The 19,423-nt window shown below is 60.4% G+C and carries 18 protein-coding genes and 1 pseudogene; 11 read left to right on the top strand and 8 right to left on the bottom strand.

All coding sequences use genetic code 11. The annotated features are described in order from the left end of the window. Positions 1-119: 119 nt before the first annotated feature. A pseudogene (locus tag A0W34_RS32025) lies at positions 120-1,411 on the top strand (ISL3 family transposase). Positions 1,412-1,723: 312 nt separating this feature from the next. On the opposite strand, the gene A0W34_RS32020 reads toward A0W34_RS32025, so the two are convergent. The 3 genes from A0W34_RS32020 to A0W34_RS32010 form a co-directional block, all read right to left on the bottom strand. After that, positions 1,724-2,563 (bottom strand): Fic/DOC family protein, encoded by an 840-nt coding sequence (locus A0W34_RS32020; RefSeq protein WP_076948859.1) that lies wholly within the window; start codon positions 2,561-2,563, stop codon positions 1,724-1,726. Continuing rightward, positions 2,560-2,781, bottom strand: a complete 222-nt coding sequence (locus tag A0W34_RS32015; protein WP_076948860.1) for an antitoxin VbhA family protein — start codon at positions 2,779-2,781, stop codon at positions 2,560-2,562. Before A0W34_RS32015 ends, A0W34_RS32020 begins: the two co-directional genes overlap by 4 nt. A gap of 312 nt (positions 2,782-3,093) precedes the next feature. After that, positions 3,094-4,044 carry a hypothetical protein gene (locus A0W34_RS32010; protein ID WP_143541232.1) on the bottom strand — a complete coding sequence of 317 codons (951 nt, stop codon included), beginning with the start codon at positions 4,042-4,044 and terminating at the stop codon, positions 3,094-3,096. Positions 4,045-5,052: 1,008 nt separating this feature from the next. Here A0W34_RS32010 and A0W34_RS32005 point away from each other — a divergent pair. The 10 genes from A0W34_RS32005 to A0W34_RS31960 all read left to right on the top strand — a co-directional run bounded on the left by A0W34_RS32005 (position 5,053) and on the right by A0W34_RS31960 (position 16,742). After that, complete coding sequence (locus A0W34_RS32005) at positions 5,053-5,679, top strand: hypothetical protein (protein ID WP_081559507.1); 627 nt, start codon at positions 5,053-5,055, stop codon at positions 5,677-5,679. A gap of 980 nt (positions 5,680-6,659) precedes the next feature. Then, on the top strand, positions 6,660-8,012 hold the full coding sequence (locus A0W34_RS32000) for a helix-turn-helix transcriptional regulator (protein ID WP_076948863.1): 1,353 nt from the start codon (positions 6,660-6,662) through the stop codon (positions 8,010-8,012). Positions 8,013-8,821: 809 nt separating this feature from the next. Further along, entirely contained in the window at positions 8,822-10,123 is a 1,302-nt protein-coding gene (locus A0W34_RS31995; protein WP_076948864.1) for an aromatic ring-hydroxylating oxygenase subunit alpha, read from the top strand. Between the two features lie 14 nt (positions 10,124-10,137). Continuing rightward, a complete protein-coding gene (locus A0W34_RS31990; protein WP_076948865.1) occupies positions 10,138-10,650 on the top strand; it encodes an aromatic-ring-hydroxylating dioxygenase subunit beta in 513 nt (170 codons plus the stop codon). 77 nt (positions 10,651-10,727) lie between these two features. Continuing rightward, positions 10,728-11,120 carry a carboxymuconolactone decarboxylase family protein gene (locus A0W34_RS31985; protein ID WP_081559503.1) on the top strand — a complete coding sequence of 131 codons (393 nt, stop codon included), beginning with the start codon at positions 10,728-10,730 and terminating at the stop codon, positions 11,118-11,120. Continuing rightward, a complete protein-coding gene (locus A0W34_RS31980) occupies positions 11,110-11,661 on the top strand; it encodes a hypothetical protein (RefSeq protein ID WP_081559501.1) in 552 nt (183 codons plus the stop codon). The genes A0W34_RS31985 and A0W34_RS31980 overlap by 11 nt, the downstream gene beginning before the upstream one ends. Before the next feature lie 195 nt (positions 11,662-11,856). Next, positions 11,857-12,858, top strand: coding sequence for a hypothetical protein (locus tag A0W34_RS31975; protein ID WP_076948868.1), 1,002 nt, complete (start codon positions 11,857-11,859; stop codon positions 12,856-12,858). A 242-nt stretch (positions 12,859-13,100) separates the two neighbouring features. Beyond that, the gene (locus A0W34_RS31970) at positions 13,101-13,502 is read left to right on the top strand and encodes a hypothetical protein (RefSeq protein ID WP_076948869.1); all 402 of its coding nucleotides are present in this window, start codon (positions 13,101-13,103) and stop codon (positions 13,500-13,502) included. Positions 13,503-13,651: 149 nt separating this feature from the next. Then, the gene (locus tag A0W34_RS31965) at positions 13,652-14,848 is read left to right on the top strand and encodes a 3-deoxy-7-phosphoheptulonate synthase (RefSeq protein WP_081559499.1); all 1,197 of its coding nucleotides are present in this window, start codon (positions 13,652-13,654) and stop codon (positions 14,846-14,848) included. A gap of 400 nt (positions 14,849-15,248) precedes the next feature. Next, positions 15,249-16,742, top strand: a complete 1,494-nt coding sequence (locus A0W34_RS31960; RefSeq protein WP_143541233.1) for an MFS transporter — start codon at positions 15,249-15,251, stop codon at positions 16,740-16,742. A gap of 268 nt (positions 16,743-17,010) precedes the next feature. Here A0W34_RS31960 and proC read toward each other — a convergent pair whose 3' ends face one another. From proC to A0W34_RS31940, 5 genes are all read right to left on the bottom strand, one after another. Further along, a complete protein-coding gene (gene proC, locus A0W34_RS31955) occupies positions 17,011-17,814 on the bottom strand; it encodes a pyrroline-5-carboxylate reductase (RefSeq protein ID WP_076948871.1) in 804 nt (267 codons plus the stop codon). Between the two features lie 283 nt (positions 17,815-18,097). Further along, positions 18,098-18,265, bottom strand: a complete 168-nt coding sequence (locus A0W34_RS33300; RefSeq protein WP_179090797.1) for a hypothetical protein — start codon at positions 18,263-18,265, stop codon at positions 18,098-18,100. After that, positions 18,265-18,510 (bottom strand): hypothetical protein, encoded by a 246-nt coding sequence (locus A0W34_RS31950; RefSeq protein WP_076948872.1) that lies wholly within the window; start codon positions 18,508-18,510, stop codon positions 18,265-18,267. Before A0W34_RS31950 ends, A0W34_RS33300 begins: the two co-directional genes overlap by 1 nt. Further along, a complete protein-coding gene (locus tag A0W34_RS31945; protein WP_081559497.1) occupies positions 18,507-19,082 on the bottom strand; it encodes a DnaB-like helicase N-terminal domain-containing protein in 576 nt (191 codons plus the stop codon). Before A0W34_RS31945 ends, A0W34_RS31950 begins: the two co-directional genes overlap by 4 nt. Beyond that, entirely contained in the window at positions 19,049-19,408 is a 360-nt protein-coding gene (locus A0W34_RS31940; protein WP_232330114.1) for a hypothetical protein, read from the bottom strand. Before A0W34_RS31940 ends, A0W34_RS31945 begins: the two co-directional genes overlap by 34 nt. Positions 19,409-19,423: the final 15 nt, after the last annotated feature.

Raw genomic sequence — 19,423 nt, 5'->3', positions numbered from 1 at the left:
GGACGACCCACTCGACACGCCCGCAGCACAGGCCATGTGACGTGTCCCGGCTTCCCGGACGGTCGGGGTTGGGTGGCTGTGATGTCGCTGCGTTCTCGTCGAGGGGGTCAGCAGACTCGATCAGGGTCGATTGGGATGAGACGCGAAGGCGGTCAGGTCAGGGCGTGACCGGACAACACGACTTGAACCGGATCGTGCGGTCCTCGCGTGCCGCGTGGTGGAACCAGATCAGTGGTGCCGACGGTGCGGCAGCGAAGGCGCTGCTCGTGACACCGTGATCCGGCGGTTGGCCCACGAGCCGCTGGGCTGGCGACCGACCGTGCTGGAAGTTGTAGTGCGCCGCTACCGCTGTGCCGACTGCGGACACGTGTGGCGCCAAGACCCCAGCGTCGCGGCGGAGCCACGCGCGAAGCTCTCGCGCACCGGGCTGCGGTGGGCGCTGGAAGGGATCGTGGTCGCACACCTCACCGTCGCCCGTGTCGCCGAGGGACTCGGGGTCGCGTGGGACACCGCCAACAACGCGGTCCTGGCTGAAGGCAAGCGGCTGCTGATCAACGACCCCACGCGGTTTGAGGGCGTGAAGGTCATTGGCGTCGATGAGCACGTCTGGCGCCACACCAGGCGTGGCGACAAGTGCGTCACCGTGATCATCGACCTCACCCCGGTCCGCGATGGCGCCGGCCCAGCAAGGCTGCTGGACATGGTCGAGGGCCGGTCGAAGGCGGCGTTCAAGACCTGGCTCGCCGACCGCGACGACGCCTTCCGTGACGCGGTCGAGGTGGTCGCGATGGACGGCTTCACCGGGTTCAAGACCGCCGCTGCAGAGGAGATCCCGGACGCGGTCACGGTGATGGATCCCTTCCACGTCGTGCGCCTGGCCGGTGACGCCCTCGACAGGTGCCGGCGCCGGGTCCAACTCGCGATCCACGGGCACCGTGGGTTCAGGGACGACCCGCTCTACAAGTCGCGGCGCACGCTGCACACCGGCGCGGACCTGCTCACCGACAAGCAGAGCGACAGGCTACGCGCGCTGTTCGTTGATGACGCTCACGTCGAGGTCGAGGCGACCTGGGGTGTCTACCAGCGCATGATCGCCGCCTATCGCCACGAGGACCGGCAACGTGGCCGCGAGCTCATGGAGAAGCTGATCACCGACCTCAGCGCCGGCGTCCCCAAGGTGCTCACCGAGCTCACCACCCTGGGCCGGACCCTGAAGAAGCGAGCCGCTGACGTGCTCGCCTACTTCGAACGACCCGGCACCAGCAACGGGCCGACCGAGGCGCTCAACGGACGGCTCGAACACCTGCGCGGCTCCGCACTCGGGTTCCGCAACCTGACCAACTACATCGCCCGAAGCCTGCTCGAGACCGGCGGCTTCAGACCCCAACTCCTACACCCCCGATTGGGATGAGCCGGTTAAGCGGCGGTGGCGCCTTCGCTCTGGTTTTCGGGTTACGTGCGAGTGTGTCTGACACGAGTCGGAATCTGTCCTACGGTGGGTTGATGGATCAGTCAACGCCGGTGACGCAGCCGTGTTCAGAAGTGATCTCGCCGGGCGTTCTGTGCGGTGGGGTGTGGGTATCGATGCCAACTGTGGTCGGTAGTCCACAGGGTTCGGGGAAGTGTGAGACGTGTGGGAGTACCCGGCGGACGCCGAACGTGCCGACAGTGTCGCATGTCGTCGATGCGGCTGACCTGCGCTGACTCCGCGCAACCGCGAGGGTCAGTCTCTGCCGAGGTCGTGTTCGCGTTTCGGTGTGGCCGGCCGTTTCGGTGTGGTGTCTTCGGGGGCCGCGCTGCGGGCACGGTGCGTGGGTGATGCGGGGAAGCTCATGCGGGCGCGGTTGGCGATGTCGCTGAGTTCGTTGGGGTTGTAGGGTTCGCGGTTTCCGCTGCGGAGGTGCTCGATCATCGCTTTGTGATGCTCGGCTACCTCGAGGTGGATGACGTTGCCTTGGGTGCTGGCGAGTGTGGGCGGTTCGGTGTTGTTGCGGTGTACGCCGGGGGCGAGGACGTCGCGGAGCGGTGTGTGGGTTGCTTCCATGGCGACGTAGCGGGCTGCTTGTACTGCGGAGGCGTGGACTTTCTGCCAGTCGATGGTCCAGCCGGAGGATTTGAGGAGTTCGTCGAAGAAGACTCGTTGTGTGCGGGAGTTGCCGTCTCGGAACGGGTGCAGGACGGTGGTTTCGCCCCAGTGGTATGCGAGTCGGTCGACGGCGCGGTCTTTCGGGAGTCCTTGGGGGAAGTTGTCTTTGGCGATTCCGCGGAAGATGAACGCTGCTTGGTTTTCGATGTGTTCGGGTCGGCAGTGTGGGAGGTTCATGCCGACGGCGCCGGTGTCGCGGGTGCGGAGGGTGCCGGCCCAGTCGTAGACGTCTTGCAGGATGAATTGGTGGATCTTTTTGAGGTGGTCGAAGTCGAAATTGCCTGGGATGGGCTGTGTTTCGAGTTGCAGGATGCGTTGGTAGGCGGCTGCGCGTTCGACTACTGCGAGTTTCGCGGGGTCGGTGATGCCGTATCTGTTTTTGAGGACGCCGGGGGCGATCTCGTAGGGATCGTTCACTCGGGCTGTGTTGCCTCGTATTCGGCGAGTGCTGCGGCGACTGCGAGTTCGACGGCTTTGTCGCCGGTGATTTCTCCGCGTAGTTGCCGGCGGCCGATTTCGAGGTCGGTGGCGCTGGGTTCCATGCCGGCCATGCGGTGTCCGGCGGTGGCGGCGGCGATGGCTCGGTCGATCTGGGCTTCGGTCATGTGCGAGTGCGCGTTGCGTGCGGTGGTCACCGGCGCTCCTTCGTCGACTCGGGCGAGGGTGGCGGTGCGCAGGGGAGCTGCGCACCATTGACTATTCTACCTGATCACTGCCAGTTTCCTGGGGTCAACGGACCTGTGCGGAGGAGGAAAAGGGGTGTGGTTTGGGCGTTGGCAGTGCGTTTCTCTGTGGCGCGCCGAATTGGAAATTGGATGCCCAGGTTTGGCGGCACCCCATGCCAGCGGCGAGGTGCTCCCAGCTTGATCCATTAGTGGTGTAGTTACCAAGGCTCGTCGAGCGACGCTGGAATGAGGGTGCCGCCGGCATCTAGCTAACACGGAACCTTACTTCGGCCGCTGGACGAAAAACGCTGCCGTCCCGGCAGTAACTGCGGGCGGACTCACTGCGGCGGGTCGGTTGGGCCGTTTCTTGACGGCTGGGGCAGGCCCGGCTGCTCCGGTCAGACGATATACGTTTCGAACCCGCTCTCGGGAGAAATCTCGTTTGGAGAAACTCGATTCTGTGACAAGAGTCTTCCCGACCTTCAGTAGGCCATGATCGACAAGCTCCTTGGTTCCGCGAGCTCTGGTTGCGGGTGAAAGGCCAAAGCGCGCAGGGAATAACGCCGTTGACCACCAGACCGGCTTCCCGGGTCCTTCTTGGCTCGAAAGAACAGCCAACAGCACAGCTAGCGCAGGGGCCGACAGCGTCTGAATATGTCCTCGAGTCCACAATCTAGAAGGCACTTTGAAGTAGAGATGCCGGTCTCTCTGATCACCAGATCGAACGTAGGCGGTGGACGGGAGCTCGTAGGCAGCTCCGGTACCGCTTTCTTCGAGAAGCTCAATGGTCGAGGGCTGCCCTGGATGGGGGGTCAGTTTGATGAGTTTTTCGCGCTCGAGGGTTTTCAGTGCATCCGAGATTCGTTTCGCGCCCCCCTTCTCGGGATCGTCAAGGCTCAGCAGCGTTGCCCACTTTCGAGATGAGATTTCGGTATCGAAGGGAGGCGACGAGCAACGCCAGATCAGAGCGAGGAAGAGTCGAATGGCGACGGCATTGCCGCGGCCCCTCGCCGCAACGAGACGTGACAGGGGTGTCTCGCCGTTGTTTTCCGAATCTCGGACGAACGAATTCCGCACGGGTATGTCCACTCGCCGATTCGATGTTTTGAGAATCTCCTTTGCGAGTTTTATAGACTCTTTGGAGACACCAACTGGCTGTTCAGCGCCCATTTTCCTCGTGCCCTGGCCGCCGCTCCCTACAGTGGCCTCCCCGGTCATATTCATGTCCTCCATACTTCACTCACCTAGCGGTGACTGACTTATCAACTAACGTGTACCTAATAATCTACAAGTCGTGGTTCGTTTAATCAACTGCGAGGCGGTTGTCCACCTTCCCCTGCTTGCAGTCTTCCAGGTTTTCTGCGACTTCAGAAGATCAAACACGTTTGCCAATCCGCCGACCGGCAGGACACATTGCCAACTCGTACGTATCAGGATTACAACATTTCTGCAGCTCATACCCAATATTCGAGCCTCCAACCGTCGCAGGATCAATCGGCAGCGACACTCGATCGTCGGACCGAAAGGGGTAACTCGGCCACTATTCGTCGTAGGTCGATCCACAGTTGCAAAGTTCAAATAGCCCCTGTACTGTTCTTCCCAGGCGCGAAAGCAAGTTATCCACTAGCCCGGAACCCGACTTCCAATCGGGGAGAAGGCGAGTGGCCAGGAACCCTCCCGGTTGCCAACCCTGAGGGGAATGCGGACGAACTTTCGCACCTACGTCCAAAGCATTAGATCCCCGGACCTGATGTGGAGGGAATGCGGACTCGGGCATCCAGTTCGTAGATCACATCCCCTCCGGACAAACCAGTAGGGCCTCGGCTGGACCCGAGGCCCTACTGGCGTTTGTCGTCATCATGCGGTGATGCAACTCGTTTTGGCAGCCCATCGGACGGCGTCGACGTGTGATCTGAAGGGCTGGGACCACGCTCGACCCATGCCCGACGTACGCGACTCTGACGAGCGCGACATGCTCCCAAGCCCTCATGACCCGCCTCATGCAAGAACACACCCTGCCTGGCCTGTCCCTATTTACGGAGAGGAGAACAGGTTGTTCCAGGTTTGGGACTACACCCCGTTTCGACGGACTCCGCTCTCCGCGCCAGGTGCTGCTCAGACGCCCCGCGGACTGTTACCGACCCCCACCACAGGTCAGACCCCGGATCTTCAACTGGTTGTCGGCACTTGTCTCTACATTCAGACCCGGTAACAGCCCGGATCAAGCGTCAGGAACAAACGATGACGTTCGTCAACGATGCTCCACCGCCACTGCCCGGCATGCCCCACGGCACTCCCGCGCGACCGGCGTTCCAGATGACGTTGATCGGGCAGCCCTACCCGGTACGTATCCCCGAACGTCTGTGGCGTTCGTGGCTCGACGATCCTGCCGTCGTTTCTCGCTTCGAGTCCAAACGCTTTCGACGCCGCCAGGAGCAGTGTTGGCCATGGATCGGCGGCGTGTCATCGACCGGGCACGGTTCCTTCCGAGCGGCGAGCCTGCCCGGGCCGTCGCGGCGTGGGACCGTGCCGGCGCATTTGTTCGCATACCAGCTCGAATACGGTGTCATATCGAGGTTGGGCTGGTCCAACACCGATGACGCGGTGCTGTGTCATCAATGCGACTTCGCAGGCTGCACCAATCCGGCACATATGCACTTGGGAACCAATCGCAGCAACCGCAGCGAATACGAGCTTCGGCGACGCAACATCGCCAGCCCACTCGCCGACGTCCGGGGACCTGCGGGTCGCACTCGCGCCATCGCTGCCGCGATCCGTATCGGGATCGAACAGAACTTGGACGTCGCCACGATCGGAGAGCGCATCGCTGCGGCCGAGGCTGCAGGACGTCCGCTCGCACTCTGGTAGCGATGCCGCCACTCGATACTGACGATGCACACTCGACGCGGACGTATTTCGCTGCAGTGCAGCACTTTTCATCGTTAGAGTGACATAATAACTCTTATCGGCAACGATTCTTATCGATTTCAGTGGACCCACTGCGTGTGAACGGAGCACTGGCATCATCGAGGTTGTGGCCGTTGGCGTAGCACCTTCCGATGGTGGCCAGCTTCAAGGGAACCGAAAGCGGCGTATGCCGCCACAAGCTGGGCAAGTAGATAAATTTCCCGACATTCGCCGCAGTCGACACTGTCGGCCCGACATCAGGACATCCGGCGAATTTGAGCGGCAAACTTGCTCTACATGAAAATGACCTGGACATGCGGACGCTGTTCATCAATCGAAATAAACTGGATAGCGGCAAGGAAAGACCGTACAAAATCAGCGTGAGTGGCTCGAATTTACCCAATCTTTAAAATGCCCAATTTACCTGAACTTTAGTCTATTAGAGCAAGATAATTACTTTTGGCATGCGTCGTGACATCATTCCCATCTGTTAGCCTGACCTACCTACGCCTCTACGGCACCCTGACCAGCATGTTTCAATAAGAAGTCGAACGGTCCGTTTTGTGACCTCGGGCACTGAAACGGATTTCGTGATGCGCGCACTCTAAGGTTATGTATTAATGTTCCCAGCCGCTCCGGACCGGACGGTAGGCACACGGATTACCGTCCATCCATTCATAGTGCATTGAATCAGGGGGTTGATTCTTTTCGTGACCGGGGATTTGCAATTACATACGATGTCGACTAGTGGTAATGATCTTGCCCTGGTCCTGGGGCATGGGTTCACGGATACTACGACGCCCGACAAGCGCCGCCAATTCTATGTTGCGCGGGACGGTTCCAACAGATTGTGGCCCGCAATCCTGCTCGCGAGAAACGTATTGCGAACCCCGTTGCCTGAGCCTCTGGTCAGCGTACTGTGTGAGGATCTACTGTTCGAAATGGCCAAGTCGACGCAGTTGGGTGGTGCTCGCAACCCTTGTGTGGTTAGTGCGAATATCGTCGGGCTTCTGCATAACAACACTGCCCTCGTGCTTGAGCGGGCGATGGCGATTGTTGATGAGGTTCCAGCAGGCTGCCTGGACCTGGACGTATTGGTGGCCTGCACAGTAATTTCCAACCTGATGTGGGCGACGGGGTCTCTGAACAACAGCATTGAATGGGGACAGCGCGCGGTCATAATCGCAGAATCGGCTCCGCCGTCGCCTTGGACTCCGTATCCGCTGCTGTCGTATGCCTCCAAACTCGCAGACGACGGCCGGTTCGCGTTGGCGGAGAGCCTGCTGAGCCGGGTCGACAAGCTGGTGCGCGCCGACCATGAACCGTTCGCCGCGACCGCTTGCGCGGGAGTGATCTCGAGCCGGATTCGCTTGCAACAAGGGAGGTTCCAGGAAGCTGAGCGGGAGATAAACAATGCCCTTGTGCTGGCCGCGAGTTCCGGTAATCAATGGATCGAGCCGTTCGCCGCCGGAGTTGCGGCGCTGGTACGGTTGCGTGCCGGTGAGGTCGGTGCAGCCGCGAACCACGTTTGGCGCTCCCGCGCAGAAGCTGCCGAATTTGGCACGGTGTTCCCATCTATCAGATCCGACTGGAGCGAATTCCGGATCGCGTGCGCACAACTCGGCTTCGAACGGGCAAAAACCTTGGCCGCCACCCGGCTGCCCCTGCTGTTGACTTCCAGGCAGCTATTCATCGAAGAAGCCGGTGCAGCACCCTGGTTGGTGCAGTCCGCACTGGACCATGCGGATATTGCGCTAGCCACTGTGGTCTTGGATGCGGTCGAGGAGTTGGCTGCTCGAAATCCCGACTGGCACGCCATCCGTCACTCCGCCATTCACGCCAGGGCCTTGATCGGTCGCGATGAACTCAAACTTCGCGACGCCGCGAACTCCTATGCCGACCCGTGGGCTTCTGCACTGGCTCATGAACATCTGGGCCAGTTGCGGCAGAAGATGTACGGCGCCCAGCACCGGCTGACCGGAATCAGTATCGCGACCGCGTCCCGGCGATACCGCGAGGCTGGGGCCGCCCAATATGCCGAGCTGATGCTGGGTCGGCACGAAGGAGTGTCGCCAGTGACGGTCGAATCACAATTTGCGGAGGAGTGGGCGGCCCTCACCGACGCACAGCGCACTATCTCGCTCTATGTGAGTCAGGGGATGACGAATGCCCAGATCGCACGGAAGCTGCAGTTGTCCACCCACACCGTCAACTACCACTTGCGAAAGGTGTTCGAAAAGTTCGGTATTTGCTCGCGGGTGGAACTAGCGCGAATCGCGGCCACGCAACTGTGATTCGTAGGGCGGCTACCACTCAACCGGGTAGGTAGTGGCAGCCCACGCATCGCGCTGCAAAGCTAAAGTCCGTCTGCAGCGGCATTGCCAGTAGGTGCCAGCTGATCCTCAATGCCTTCAAAGTTATTGTCGCAGAGCCTATAAGGGCGTGTCCGTACACACGTACTCGTGATCGACGAGGCGTATCTGATGTTCACGAACAACTGGAAGCTGTCTGCATATTGACGAATACGTTGACGAATATGTTGACGGATCAGGGCTCTCTGCTTCGGTGTTGCTGGTCGGGCAGTACCGTGTGGCGATCCATGGAACTGGCTGCCTGGAACAGCGAATTGCGTTGCGATACAGATTTTCTCGCCCCGTCTGAGAAGGTCATCTACGTCGTTCGTCGTTGAGCTCGCTGGCCGCGACGACCAGCTGTTCACCGATGTCGCCGCGAAGCACTTCATTGACAAACCTGCGCTCGCTCACCGAGGGCGTCGGAGACTGACTGACACCATGCCGAACACCGGCGACACCTCGCTCTATCAAATCCGTACCGCAACAAGGCCAGCCGGGATTTTTCAATGCCCATCATCGGAACCTTCAGCGCTGCGCAACCGTTTGACGCCCGAACTTCGTCGCTACCTGAATGAGTAGTGGTGGGCTTCCTCCCTCACCGGATACATTCGAAACCGACAGTGCGAGAAGAGGTGCTGTGGTGACGCCAGCCGATATTGCGGTCAGTGCGTCGCCCGAGTCTGCCCCTGGGGTTCAATGCCCGCTCTTGTGTCCGGAACCGTTCAGAAACTACAGCGAAAGAGGGAGCAGTGACGATTGAACTGCAGCGGGCGGTGGACGACCCAATCGTCATCGATGATTTAGAGATCCCCTCGTTCCGGGTGGATCACCGCGCCTACACCGACGACGCCGTGGCCGTGCGCGAGATCGCGAGGATCTTCGATCGCTGCTGGTTGTACGTCGGGCACGAATCGGAGGTGCCCGCGCCGGGTTCCTTCGTATCACGCGATGTCGGCGGGCGCCCGGTGGTCATGGCGCACGGGTCCGACGGGGTGATCCGGGTGTTTGCGAACGCCTGCACTCACCGCGGTGCTTTGATCTGTTCACAGCCGACCGGGCAGGCGAAGTCGTTCCGGTGCCCTTATCACGACTGGACGTTCTCCAATCGGGGTGAATTGACCGGGGTCCCAATGCCGGACGGGTACGGGCCGGGCTTCAAGAAGGCGGACTTCGGCCTGGCACAGCACCACAGTGACAGTTACCGCGGGTTTGTCTTCCTCACCTTCGATCCGGAACAGCCGCGCACCTTGACCGAGTACTTAGCGGGAGCCACGGAGTACCTCGATCTGATCGATGACCAGTCCGAGTCCGGGATGGAGGTGATCCAAGGCGCGCAACTGCACGGGGCTCAAGCGAACTGGAAGCTCCTGATGGAGAACAGCGTCGACTTGTATCACTTCAGTGCACTGCACAAACGCTACGTCGGTTACATGGAGTCGCTCGGGGGGAAGGCGCCACGACGACGAGGTGGTTTCGGTCGCGCGCTCGGCCTGGGTCATGGAGCCAACGAGATGCCGCCGGCCGCGGCCCGCCCACTCGCCTACTGGACGCCGATGTTCGGTGACAAGGTCCGGCCGAAAATCGAGGCTATCGCTGCACATTTCGTCGAGCGGTTCGGCACTGAACACGCCGAACGGATCACCAGTACCAATCGCGCTTTGCTGATTTTCCCGAACTTGATGATTATCGATGGGCAAGCGATCACGATTCGCAAGATCGACCCGGTCGGTGCCGACCGGATGTCTATTACATCGGTTGCATTGGCCCCCAAGGATGAGGATCCGGAGATTCGGGAACTCCGGAAGAGTTCTTATCTCACGTTCCTCGGCCCTGCCGGCTTCGCCACTCCCGACGACATCGAGATCGTCGAGTCGTGCCAGCGAGGCTATCTCAACCGCACGGTGCGCTACTCGGATCTGTCACGCGGTATGAACAAGGAGATTCCCGAGACGACCGATGAGCTTCCTGCTCGCGAATTCTGGCGGCAGTGGGACCGGATGATGCACGGCGACGACGGTCGCGTCGAGGTCGCTCACCAGGCCGAGTTGTAAGGGGCAAAACAGCAATGACCAACGAACTGACGGTCGACGATGCAGCCCAGGTGAGACTTTGGCACCAGGTGAGCCAGTTCATTTTCCGTGAGGCCCGACTGCTCGACGAGTGGCGCCTGACGGAGTGGTACGACGAGATGCTGACCGATGACATCCGCTACGTGGTGCCTGCTACAGATGTCCGTGGCGAGTCGGACGAAGCGCTCGGGCTCATCGACGACGATGCAGCCCGACTTCGTCAGCGGATCAAGCAAATCCTCGATGGCGAAGTGTGGTGCGAAAACCCTCGGTCGCGAACGAATCGCATTGTCAGCAACGTGGAAATTTTGGCTGATCAGGGCAGCTACCTCGAGGTTGCGGCGAATGTCGTCGCATACCGCTTCGGGCACCGGCGCTCCGACGTTTACGTCGGAAAATACCGGTTCGAACTCGTCCCTCGAGGCGGATCGTTCCGGATCCGGAAACGGGTCGTGGTGCTCGACCACGAGACATTGTACGAGCACGGCAAGCTCAGCATCGTCCTGTGATGAATCCGAAGGCAGCAGCCAATGTTGACAGCTTCCCAACCGCAGCCAACTTAGCCTCAATATGGAGGAGTTGATCGATGAATCAGCCATCTACCCGGCGTGATCGGGGTGAAGCCATCTTCAAGGAGGTCTTCGGCCGCGAACCGCGCCCAGTGTCTTCCCCGGACTTCACCCAGATCACCGTCGACCACTTGTTCGGTGAAATCTGGGCCCGCCCGCACCTGAGCTTGAAGGAACGCGAACTGATCGCACTAACCGCGGTCACGCTGGCGCGCACCGATTTCGAGCTGCGGGGCCACATCAGCGCCTCCCTGAACCTCGGGATGTCGCGAGAGAAGATCATCGAAGTCATCATTCAGCTCGCCTACTACGGCGGCTGGCCGGTCGCCCACAACGGACTTCGTGTCGCCCATGAGGTCTTCGCCGAGTTGGACAACGTCACCGGAAAGAACACAGACCATGACCGGTGAAACGACCCCGCTCGAGCCGGCAGAGAAGGTCGACCTGTGGCGTCAGCGATACTTCGAGGCCCAGGCCGCCGCGGAAGAGTTCGTTCTGGGAGAGCACGGCGAAGAAGGCCTCTCCGGATGGATCGAGGCGAATTCCCGCATCACCGCGGATTTGCTACGAGTCCAACGGCCCGATGGGGAATCGGCAGCCAATCACTTCATGAACCGGCTGCAACGTCAGCTGTTGCTGTACGACTCGGCAGTGTCCATCGAGGATCAGCCCTCGGGCAGCGTCCTGCGAAACGCCGACTGCGGGATCCTCCGGTACCGGAAAGAAGCTGCACGAGCCGGCGTCGCCCTGACATTCTCGTCACCGTGCCCGTACTGCCAGGAACTCAACACGGCCATCGCCACCCGCTACGTAGAACCGGACATTAAGGTGTCGTGCGAACAGTCAGGCGACGGGTGCACCTGGCGCACAGAGTCCCCTTCCGCACCAGCGGAGGACGCGGCTCCGGCCACCGCTCCGGACGAGCCAGTGATTGAACCGACGGGAGTCTAGCTTTCGCCAGTCCCTGCAGAAGGGAGTTAGCTAGCCGCCGAATCGGACATTTTTCGCGATTTTCCGAGCCCCGACCGAAACGCTTTCCGGGACTTCTCCTCGTACTCGTCTATCGGAGTTGATTAGACCATGCCGTTGTCGATAGTTGACAAAATTATCCGACTCTCCCTGATGTCCTTCCCACATCCTCTTGGTGTGGGACAATTTTACCCGGCACTTTCAACGTACAACGTCGAACAGCCATTCTCGCTTGGCGACTTTCGAGACGCAGTCAGTTATTACTTCGACGAGAATCCATTCTTTTCGAAGTGCTATCTGATCGAGCGACAATTCGAGAGTCCGGAAGAATTCCCGATCTCATCCTTCCAAGAGATCGTGTTCGACGAGTACCCAAATTACTACGACGGCTTCCTGTTGATGTCCGTCACCTACAAGTCGAACCCCGATATTCAGGGCATCTTTACAGTCTTTCCCATGTCGATGAACGACGGCTACAGGTGTTTCCGCTTCCATCAAGCGTTGATGGCCACGATGATGGCGGGCAAGGACCATTTCCGCATTGCAGAGTCGATAGCCGAAATTCAGTTGCAGACCGCTGACCTGGACCAATATCTCCCGGCGAGGAAGCCGTTCATTGATGATGATGAATGCTCGCGAATCATGCCCTGGAAGCTTCGAGAGACCGTCGAACCGGCCCGCAAGATCGGTGCACATCTCGACATGGTCAAAGCGGAATTTCTCAACCGCGCCAGTGAAAACCTTATGGTAATGAAGAACGCCTCGTATGCGTCGAGTCTCCTCTTCGGAAATCATCTCCTGTTCCTGTTCGTTCCGCACGAGGTCGTTTCTCGCTGCAGTGGAGATCAGATTCGCGACTACTACAAGGAGCTGGCAGTCGAAGCTGAGAAAGCAGTGGCACAGTTGGAAACCCCAGAGGACTTTGCAAGAGCAGGGGCGGCGTGGTTGCCAGGATTTGCTGCGTACCCCCGTCGATTCGGCGTCAACAACTACGGCGACGTCTCACAATATGACGGGTCGGACTCCGGTTCGGAAAGCGGAATCCTCGTGCAGTATCAGTGGCACATGCCATACATGATCTCGGGTGCAGCGGCCACCGAAGGGTCGGGAATGCACATGACCATCACCATCAAAGATAAGGCGTTCAATTTCCTAACAGAGCGGCGGCAGGAACGATGAAGCCGTCACATCGTCCTGTAAGTAAGAATCGCCTCTCGTAGCTGATGGACACGTTGCTCAAAGCGAGAACCCTCGTGCAGGGGTCGACGATGCTGACCGAGCGTGCACTGGGATCGTTTTAGGACGCTAACTCGAAATGCCCTCGACGGCAGCTGGTAATTCCGTCGCGTCCTTGTCGGAGTGTGAACAGATTCTGCGTGCAGGGTGAGCTGTGATGTCAATACCCTAAGTCGGGAGTAGCCATGAAGATGGTCAAATTTTTTGCCAGGATATACCTGCGGAAGACAGAACTTGAAGCATACAAAAAGTTCTACATGGCACTCCAAGGAGTGGACCGTCCACATCACGAATTTTACTACGAGGCGTTTAGGCTCGACCTGGTAGCGATCGGAAACATTATGCTGATCGCGGGAGATAAAGCCGATACTGAACAGTTCGAGGCTACCAAGTTGACCTGGGTGGTGGAGGAACTGGACGATGTGCGCGCATATTTGATCCAGGCTGGGGTCAAGATTATTAACGATGTCAAGGTGGTTCCTTCAGGACACAACATGCGGGCCATGCTTCCGGATGGAACAATCGCCGAATACGTCGAGCATAACGATGACTTCAAGCGGATGATGGCTGGAAACGCCTACGACTGAAAACCCGGATCGATCACGCTAATCCCTTCGATGCGATGGTGATCGCCGACCCTTGGCGGTGCTTCAGTATTACTGCCCAGCCATCCATCCCGCGCACTCGCCGATAAGTCGCTGGTAGAGCCGAGCCGCCGTTGAATAGGACCCCACACATGACCACCGCAGCCAGCCTCGACTCGTGGCATCCCATTTTGGACGACCAGCGCACGATCAGCGTGAGCCCGCTGCGCTCGCCCGCCGAGGTCCGCCAAGTAAACCCGCTGACCAACGCGCTCGCAGACACTGTCCGCCTAGGTCGCACGGCCACCGTCGACGCGCTGAATGGTGACCACGACCGTCTCATGGTGATCGTCGGCCCGTGCTCAGTTCACGACCCGGTGGCCGCGCTTGAGTACGCCCGCAAGCTCGCCGAGAAGGCCGCCGAGCTGGGCGATTGGCTGCACTTGGTGATGCGCGTGTATTTCGAGAAGCCCCGCACCACACTTGGTTGGAAGGGTCTGATCAACGACCCGCATCTGGACGGCTCGTTCGATGTGAACACCGGCCTCGGCCTCGGCCGCAAGGTTCTGGTCGAGATCACCGCGCTCGGTCTGCCCGTCGCGTGTGAATTCCTCGACCCGATCACCCCGCAATACATCGCTGACCTGGTCTCCTATGGCGCGATCGGGGCGCGGACAGCCGCCAGCCAGGTCCACCGGCAGCTCTCAAGTGGACTGTCGATGCCAGTCGGGATCAAGAACGGCATCGACGGTGACGTGCAGGTCGCGGTTGACGGTGTGCACGCCGCCGCCGCCAGCCACGTCTTCCCCGGCACCGACCTCGACGGCCGCTCCGCGCTGATTCGAACCTCCGGCAACCCCGACTGCCATGTCATCCTGCGCGGCGGCAGCAACGGCACCAACTATGACGAGGCCTCGGTCGCCGAGGCGAAGGCGCGCTTGGAAAAGTCGTCGCTGGCCCCGCGTGTCGTCGTCGACGCCAGCCACGGAAACAGCAACAAAGACCACAACCGGCAGGTTGACGTAGTCGACGACATCGCCACCCGCATCGCCGCGGGTGAGCGAGGGGTGGTCGGCCTGATGCTTGAGTCGTTCCTAGTCGCCGGTCGCCAGGACCTGACCCTCGGTAAGTCAGACAAGCTGGCCTACGGCCAATCGATCAGCGACGCCTGCATCGACTGGGCCACCACCGAAACCCAGCTCGATCGCCTCGCTGCGGCAGTCGAGGCTCGTCGCGGCCGACAACCGAAGAGCCCGCCTACCATTGCGGCTGCGCATTCGGATCCAACGCCGAAGCTCAGCGACAAAACTCATTCTGGCCGAAGTGTTGTTGATCGAACGTCGATCTAACCAAACTGATTTCATGGCAACGATATTCAGGGGCATACGCTCGATTGTGACGGTTAGGGCTCAGTGACGACAGCAGCCGTGCAGAATCCACCGGTCCCCCACACCTGGATGCTCGCCGGAGCCCCCAGGCAGGCCCTCACTCCGCCGGCCAGGAAGCTTGAATGAACACCACCGACACAGGGTTCGCAACGTAGTCCGGTAATGGCTACTGTCCTGCGGTAACTTATTGCCCAGCAGGATATTTGAGCGAACGGACGCGAACGATCAGTGAGCATGAAGCTCCTACAACCAACCTCGGAGCATTCGTGTCCGCGCAACAAATCTGCCCTGGTGCCGTCGATGCCACCGAGTCGCGCAGTCTTAGTCTGACCTTACGATGATCATCGAGTAAAGGAGAGTCGTGACCCAGGCTCGGGAAACACTAGGCGCCAAACTCAATGGAACACAACCACAGTCGAATGCGTCCCCGGGCGAACCCACTCACGAGTGGTTTCCTCGACGCCATCACATGTTGCCGGTGATCCTGGTCGCGATGTTCATGGCGCAGTTCGACCTATATATGGTCAATGTTGCATTGCCAGTCTTGCAGCACGATCTGAATGCGAGCGACGCGGCGCTGCAGTTGATCGTCAGCGGGTACGCATTTACCTACGCCGCCGGACTCATCACCGGTGGCCGGCTGGGCGACATCATCGGACACCGTCGAATGTTTGTCATTGGCATGGCAAGTTTCGGTGTCGCGTCGCTGCTGTGCGGTGTGAGCACTTCAGGGGCCATGCTCGTTTGGTTCCGTCTCCTACAGGGCGTGACTGCGGCTGCGATGATGCCACAGGTACTGGCGTTGATCACCTCGTCCTTCCCGCCAGCCGAGCGGCCGAAGGCGCTGTCCTGGTTCGGGTTCACAATCGGAGTAGGCGCGGTTACCGGGCAGGTCATCGGCGGGATGCTTCTACAAGCGAATATCGCCGGTCTTGGGTGGCGAGTCATTTTCTTCGTCAACGTCCCGATCGCGATCGTCACGGTGGCGCTCGCACTGCGGAGCTTGCCGCTACACGAGAGCAGTAGGCGCGCTCGACTCGACATTCCGGGTGCCGTGGGCGTGACCGCCAGTCTGGGGCTGCTGCTGTTCCCGCTGATCGTCGGTCGTTCGCAGGGCTGGCCGTGGTGGTCTTGGGCGATGCTGATCGGGTCGGTCCCGGTTATGGTTGCCGCCCTCGCGTGGGAGCAGCGGCTCCAGCACTCCGGCGGAACACCAATCTTGTCGCTTCAACTGTTCACCGAGAAGGCATTCAACCTCGGGTTGTTCCTCTCAGTCGTCTTGCTTTCTGCCTTCTTCAGCTTCATCTTCTGTGTGACCCTGGTTTTACAGGACGGGATCGGTCTGGACCCCTTACATGCCGGTTTGACGTTTGGGCCGCTTGGTATTGGCTTCGCTGCTGCATCCATCGTTGCCCGACCGTATGTACAGAAATACGGTGCACGTGCCATAGTCGTCGGCACCGTACTCGTCATCGTCGCATTCGCGACGGTGATCGTTCTCGCTAGTGCACGGTTGGAGAGTCTGACCGCCGTGGAGCTTGCGATTCCGATGATGTTTGTCGGAATCGGGAACGGGATTGCGGTCCCGACAGTGACTGGGCAGGTGCTCGCCCGGATCCGCCCGACTTACGCGGGCGCGGCTTCCGGTGTCCTCACCACCGTCCAGCAGTTCTCCAGCACGATCGGAATCGCTGGCATCGGTGGCGTGTTCTTCGCCGTACTCGGTTCCCGAGGGCAACCCGCCGACTACGTGTCTTCGCTGGTCGCCTCCAGTATCTGCAGCCTTGTGCTCGTCGCGGTCGCGGCGCTGCTTTCGCTGTGGTTGGTGCGGGTCACACGTTCTGCAACGGTCTGAGGGCATTCCGTTCGGCCGCCGCGCTCGGTTCGATGTGCGAGTAGTCCTGAACTCACCGTTACGTTCGCCGGTCGACGGCAGCAGCGCATCAGAGGTTCCTTCGGCGATAGTCTGCTGCAGATGGTCGATCTGAGTTCTTGCTTGACCGGCGGCCCGCACAGCCGGCAGTTGTCACTGCCGAGCTACTCGGGCGGCACACGGGCCCAAGAAGATCATGAACATAGGTCTGTCGTAAGACATGGTGTCACTCGACAACGGTACGGAAAATCTAGTTGTCATACTGTTTGCCCAGCTCAGTGGATCTATCGCGAGCGGCCTCGATCGCCGCAAATAGGGCGGCACGGACTCCGTGATTTTCCAACTCACGAATTGCGCTGATCGTCGTCCCTGCGGGCGAAGTGACCGCTTCCCGCAAAATGATCGGATGCTCTCCCGACTCGTCGAGCATCTTCGCTGATCCCACAGCCGACTGAATGATCAGCTTTTTGGCGACTCCTCGCGGCAGACCGAGCAGGATGCCGGCGTCGATCATAGCTTCGACGAGGTAGAAAAAGTACGCCGGCCCTGACCCGGAAAGCGCCGTGACGGCGTCGAGTTGTGGCTCGGCTAGCTCTATAACTTCGCCGACGTACTCGAACATCGTCTTGACGGTGGCCACATGTTCGGCGGTGGCGTGCTGGCCGACGGCAACAACGCTCATCGCCTCGCCGACCATCATCAGGGTGTTCGGCATGACCCGGACGACTGGCACGTCGCCAAGGCGTCGTTCAAACAGCGCTGTCGGCAGGCCGGCGCACACGGTCACCACCAGTTTGTGGGCTGCCATCCCGGCGCTCAACTCTTCGAGCATCGCGTCGATGTCTTGCGGTTTCACGGACACGACCAGCACGTCCGCTTGATCGACGGCTACCCACGTCTCGACGGATTTCACGCCGTACTCTTCGGTCAGCTGCAGCGCACGGTCGGCGCGACGCGCGGTAAACAGGAGCTCTTCGGGCTTGTGCCCACCGCGCAGTAGACCCGCTATAAGGGCCTCCCCGATCTTTCCCGCGCCCAGCACCGCTATCACCATTCCATCAAGCGTGTATGTCGCTTCGACGAGACGCGGATCGTTGCACCCCTCAGGGGATTCGGAACCTGTTGTCTTACTTCCGATATCGAGATCTAGATCAGATGTGGTCATGTATGCCCTCTCGTCTGTTTCAGCTCCGCGCATCCAAGGTCCCGAAGCTATCTAGGTGTTGTGATGCTAGTTCGGCGAGTCCGCGGGCGATTGCTTCGCCTCCGGCGATCTCGCTGGTGAGGAGGCGATGAGTGTGCCGTGCGGGTCCGACAGGGATTGCAGTTTTGAGGGGTCAGAACAGGGCGTTTTGCGCGTCGTGGGCTGCTGTGTCGGTGCGTTTCTCGTAGGCGGCCGCGAGGGTTTGCGCTGTTGCCTGGCTGCATCCCATTTCGATGCCGATGTCTTCCCAGCTGGCTCCGTGGTCGTGCAGTTGCCAGGCGTCGTGTTCGTCGTCGTTCATCACTGGTGTTCACCTTTCGCTGAGGGCGTGTGGCGGAGTTTGCAGGCTGCGATGAAGTAGCGAAATGCCAACGCGATCAACCCTGTTCCGGCAAGTACCGCGAGGATGGGGCCGTCGGTGGTGCCGGTGATGGCGACGGTCAGGACGAATACTGCGAGCGCCAGGTAGAGGATCCCAAAGGCGATGTTGGCGATGAAATGTGTTGATCTGGCACGGTGTTTCGGCTGCGACTGGGTGTCGGTCATGGCCTGCCTTCGCGGATGGCTGCGAGGCGCTGGGAGGCTGCGCGGCGTTCGCGGCCGATGCTGAGCAGGTGTTCGAACAGTTGGTCTTCGGGGAGTTCTTCGGCGGCTTGGGCGAGGGATCGTGCTGCTTCGCGGAATCCGCGCCGGTAGGCCTGGGTGAGGACTGCTGCGATGTTGTGCTCGAGTTCGGCGGACGGGATGCCGATGGTGGTGATGTCGGTGAGTGCTTTGGTGAGTTGTTTCCCGAGGTGTCCGCTGGTGCGGCCTTCCTGCTGCAAGGTGGTGAAGACGTGGGCACTGTTGTGTGGTTTGCCGGCAGTGACTAGCTCCTCGATGGCGGTGAACAGTGCCGCGTTCACGGGTCGGTAGAAGTCTGCGCTGGTCAGGGCTGCGACGGCGCGTTTCGCGCTCTCGGCCGGCGCCCAGAGCAGCGAGCACAGGAGTTGAGCCTCGACGTCGAGGGCGGTGCTGTACTCGTCGATCTCACTGTCGTTGTCGGTGAGGTCGTCGAAGTCGGGGGCGGTGGCCAGTGAGAGTGTCACGTCGGGGTCCTTGCTGTCGCCGGTGGGCATGGGAGGTCAGGGTCGCGGTGAGGTGAGTTGCCGGTGGCTGCGCAGGATCTCGGCGGCCGCGCGGAGGTTGCGGGCAGCCTCGGCGAGGAGAGTGGCGATGTCCTGGTCATGGGCGACAACGTCTTCGCCGGTGTCCGCGTCAGGGGCGATGTAGAGGTGTGTAGCTCTTCGCGTGCATCACTGATTCCGGCGAGGGAGTCGTCGAGGGCGGCGAGCATGGTGCGGAGTTTGCGGTCGACGGATTCGCTGTCTCGGCGGAGCTCGGCGTCGAGTGCGCGGTCGACGAAGTCTGCATCGGGGGTGAAGGTGAATGCTGCTGCGGTCATGGTGTCCTCGTTTCG

The organism is Rhodococcus sp. BH4 (assembly GCF_002079265.1).
GTDB lineage: Bacteria > Actinomycetota > Actinomycetes > Mycobacteriales > Mycobacteriaceae > Rhodococcus_F > Rhodococcus_F qingshengii.
The sequence above is the reverse complement of the archived record's forward strand: the minus strand, read 5'-3'. Positions and strand labels throughout refer to the sequence as shown.

What these genes read in the sequence shown, in the direction of transcription:
- proC (WP_076948871.1), bottom strand. Translation starts at nt 17,814, where the DNA reads ATGGTGATAGCGGTGCTGGGCGCGGGAAAGATCGGGGAGGCCCTTATA.
- A0W34_RS31970 (WP_076948869.1), top strand. Translation starts at nt 13,101, where the DNA reads ATGAAGATGGTCAAATTTTTTGCCAGGATATACCTGCGGAAGACAGAA.
- A0W34_RS31940 (WP_232330114.1), bottom strand. Translation starts at nt 19,408, where the DNA reads ATGACCGCAGCAGCATTCACCTTCACCCCCGATGCAGACTTCGTCGAC.
- A0W34_RS31965 (WP_081559499.1), top strand. Translation starts at nt 13,652, where the DNA reads ATGACCACCGCAGCCAGCCTCGACTCGTGGCATCCCATTTTGGACGAC.
- A0W34_RS31945 (WP_081559497.1), bottom strand. Translation starts at nt 19,082, where the DNA reads ATGCCCACCGGCGACAGCAAGGACCCCGACGTGACACTCTCACTGGCC.
- A0W34_RS32000 (WP_076948863.1), top strand. Translation starts at nt 6,660, where the DNA reads ATGGCCAAGTCGACGCAGTTGGGTGGTGCTCGCAACCCTTGTGTGGTT.
- A0W34_RS31990 (WP_076948865.1), top strand. Translation starts at nt 10,138, where the DNA reads ATGACCAACGAACTGACGGTCGACGATGCAGCCCAGGTGAGACTTTGG.
- A0W34_RS32005 (WP_081559507.1), top strand. Translation starts at nt 5,053, where the DNA reads ATGACGTTCGTCAACGATGCTCCACCGCCACTGCCCGGCATGCCCCAC.
- A0W34_RS32010 (WP_143541232.1), bottom strand. Translation starts at nt 4,044, where the DNA reads ATGGAGGACATGAATATGACCGGGGAGGCCACTGTAGGGAGCGGCGGC.
- A0W34_RS31980 (WP_081559501.1), top strand. Translation starts at nt 11,110, where the DNA reads ATGACCGGTGAAACGACCCCGCTCGAGCCGGCAGAGAAGGTCGACCTG.
- A0W34_RS31950 (WP_076948872.1), bottom strand. Translation starts at nt 18,510, where the DNA reads ATGACCGACACCCAGTCGCAGCCGAAACACCGTGCCAGATCAACACAT.
- A0W34_RS33300 (WP_179090797.1), bottom strand. Translation starts at nt 18,265, where the DNA reads ATGAACGACGACGAACACGACGCCTGGCAACTGCACGACCACGGAGCC.
- A0W34_RS31985 (WP_081559503.1), top strand. Translation starts at nt 10,728, where the DNA reads ATGAATCAGCCATCTACCCGGCGTGATCGGGGTGAAGCCATCTTCAAG.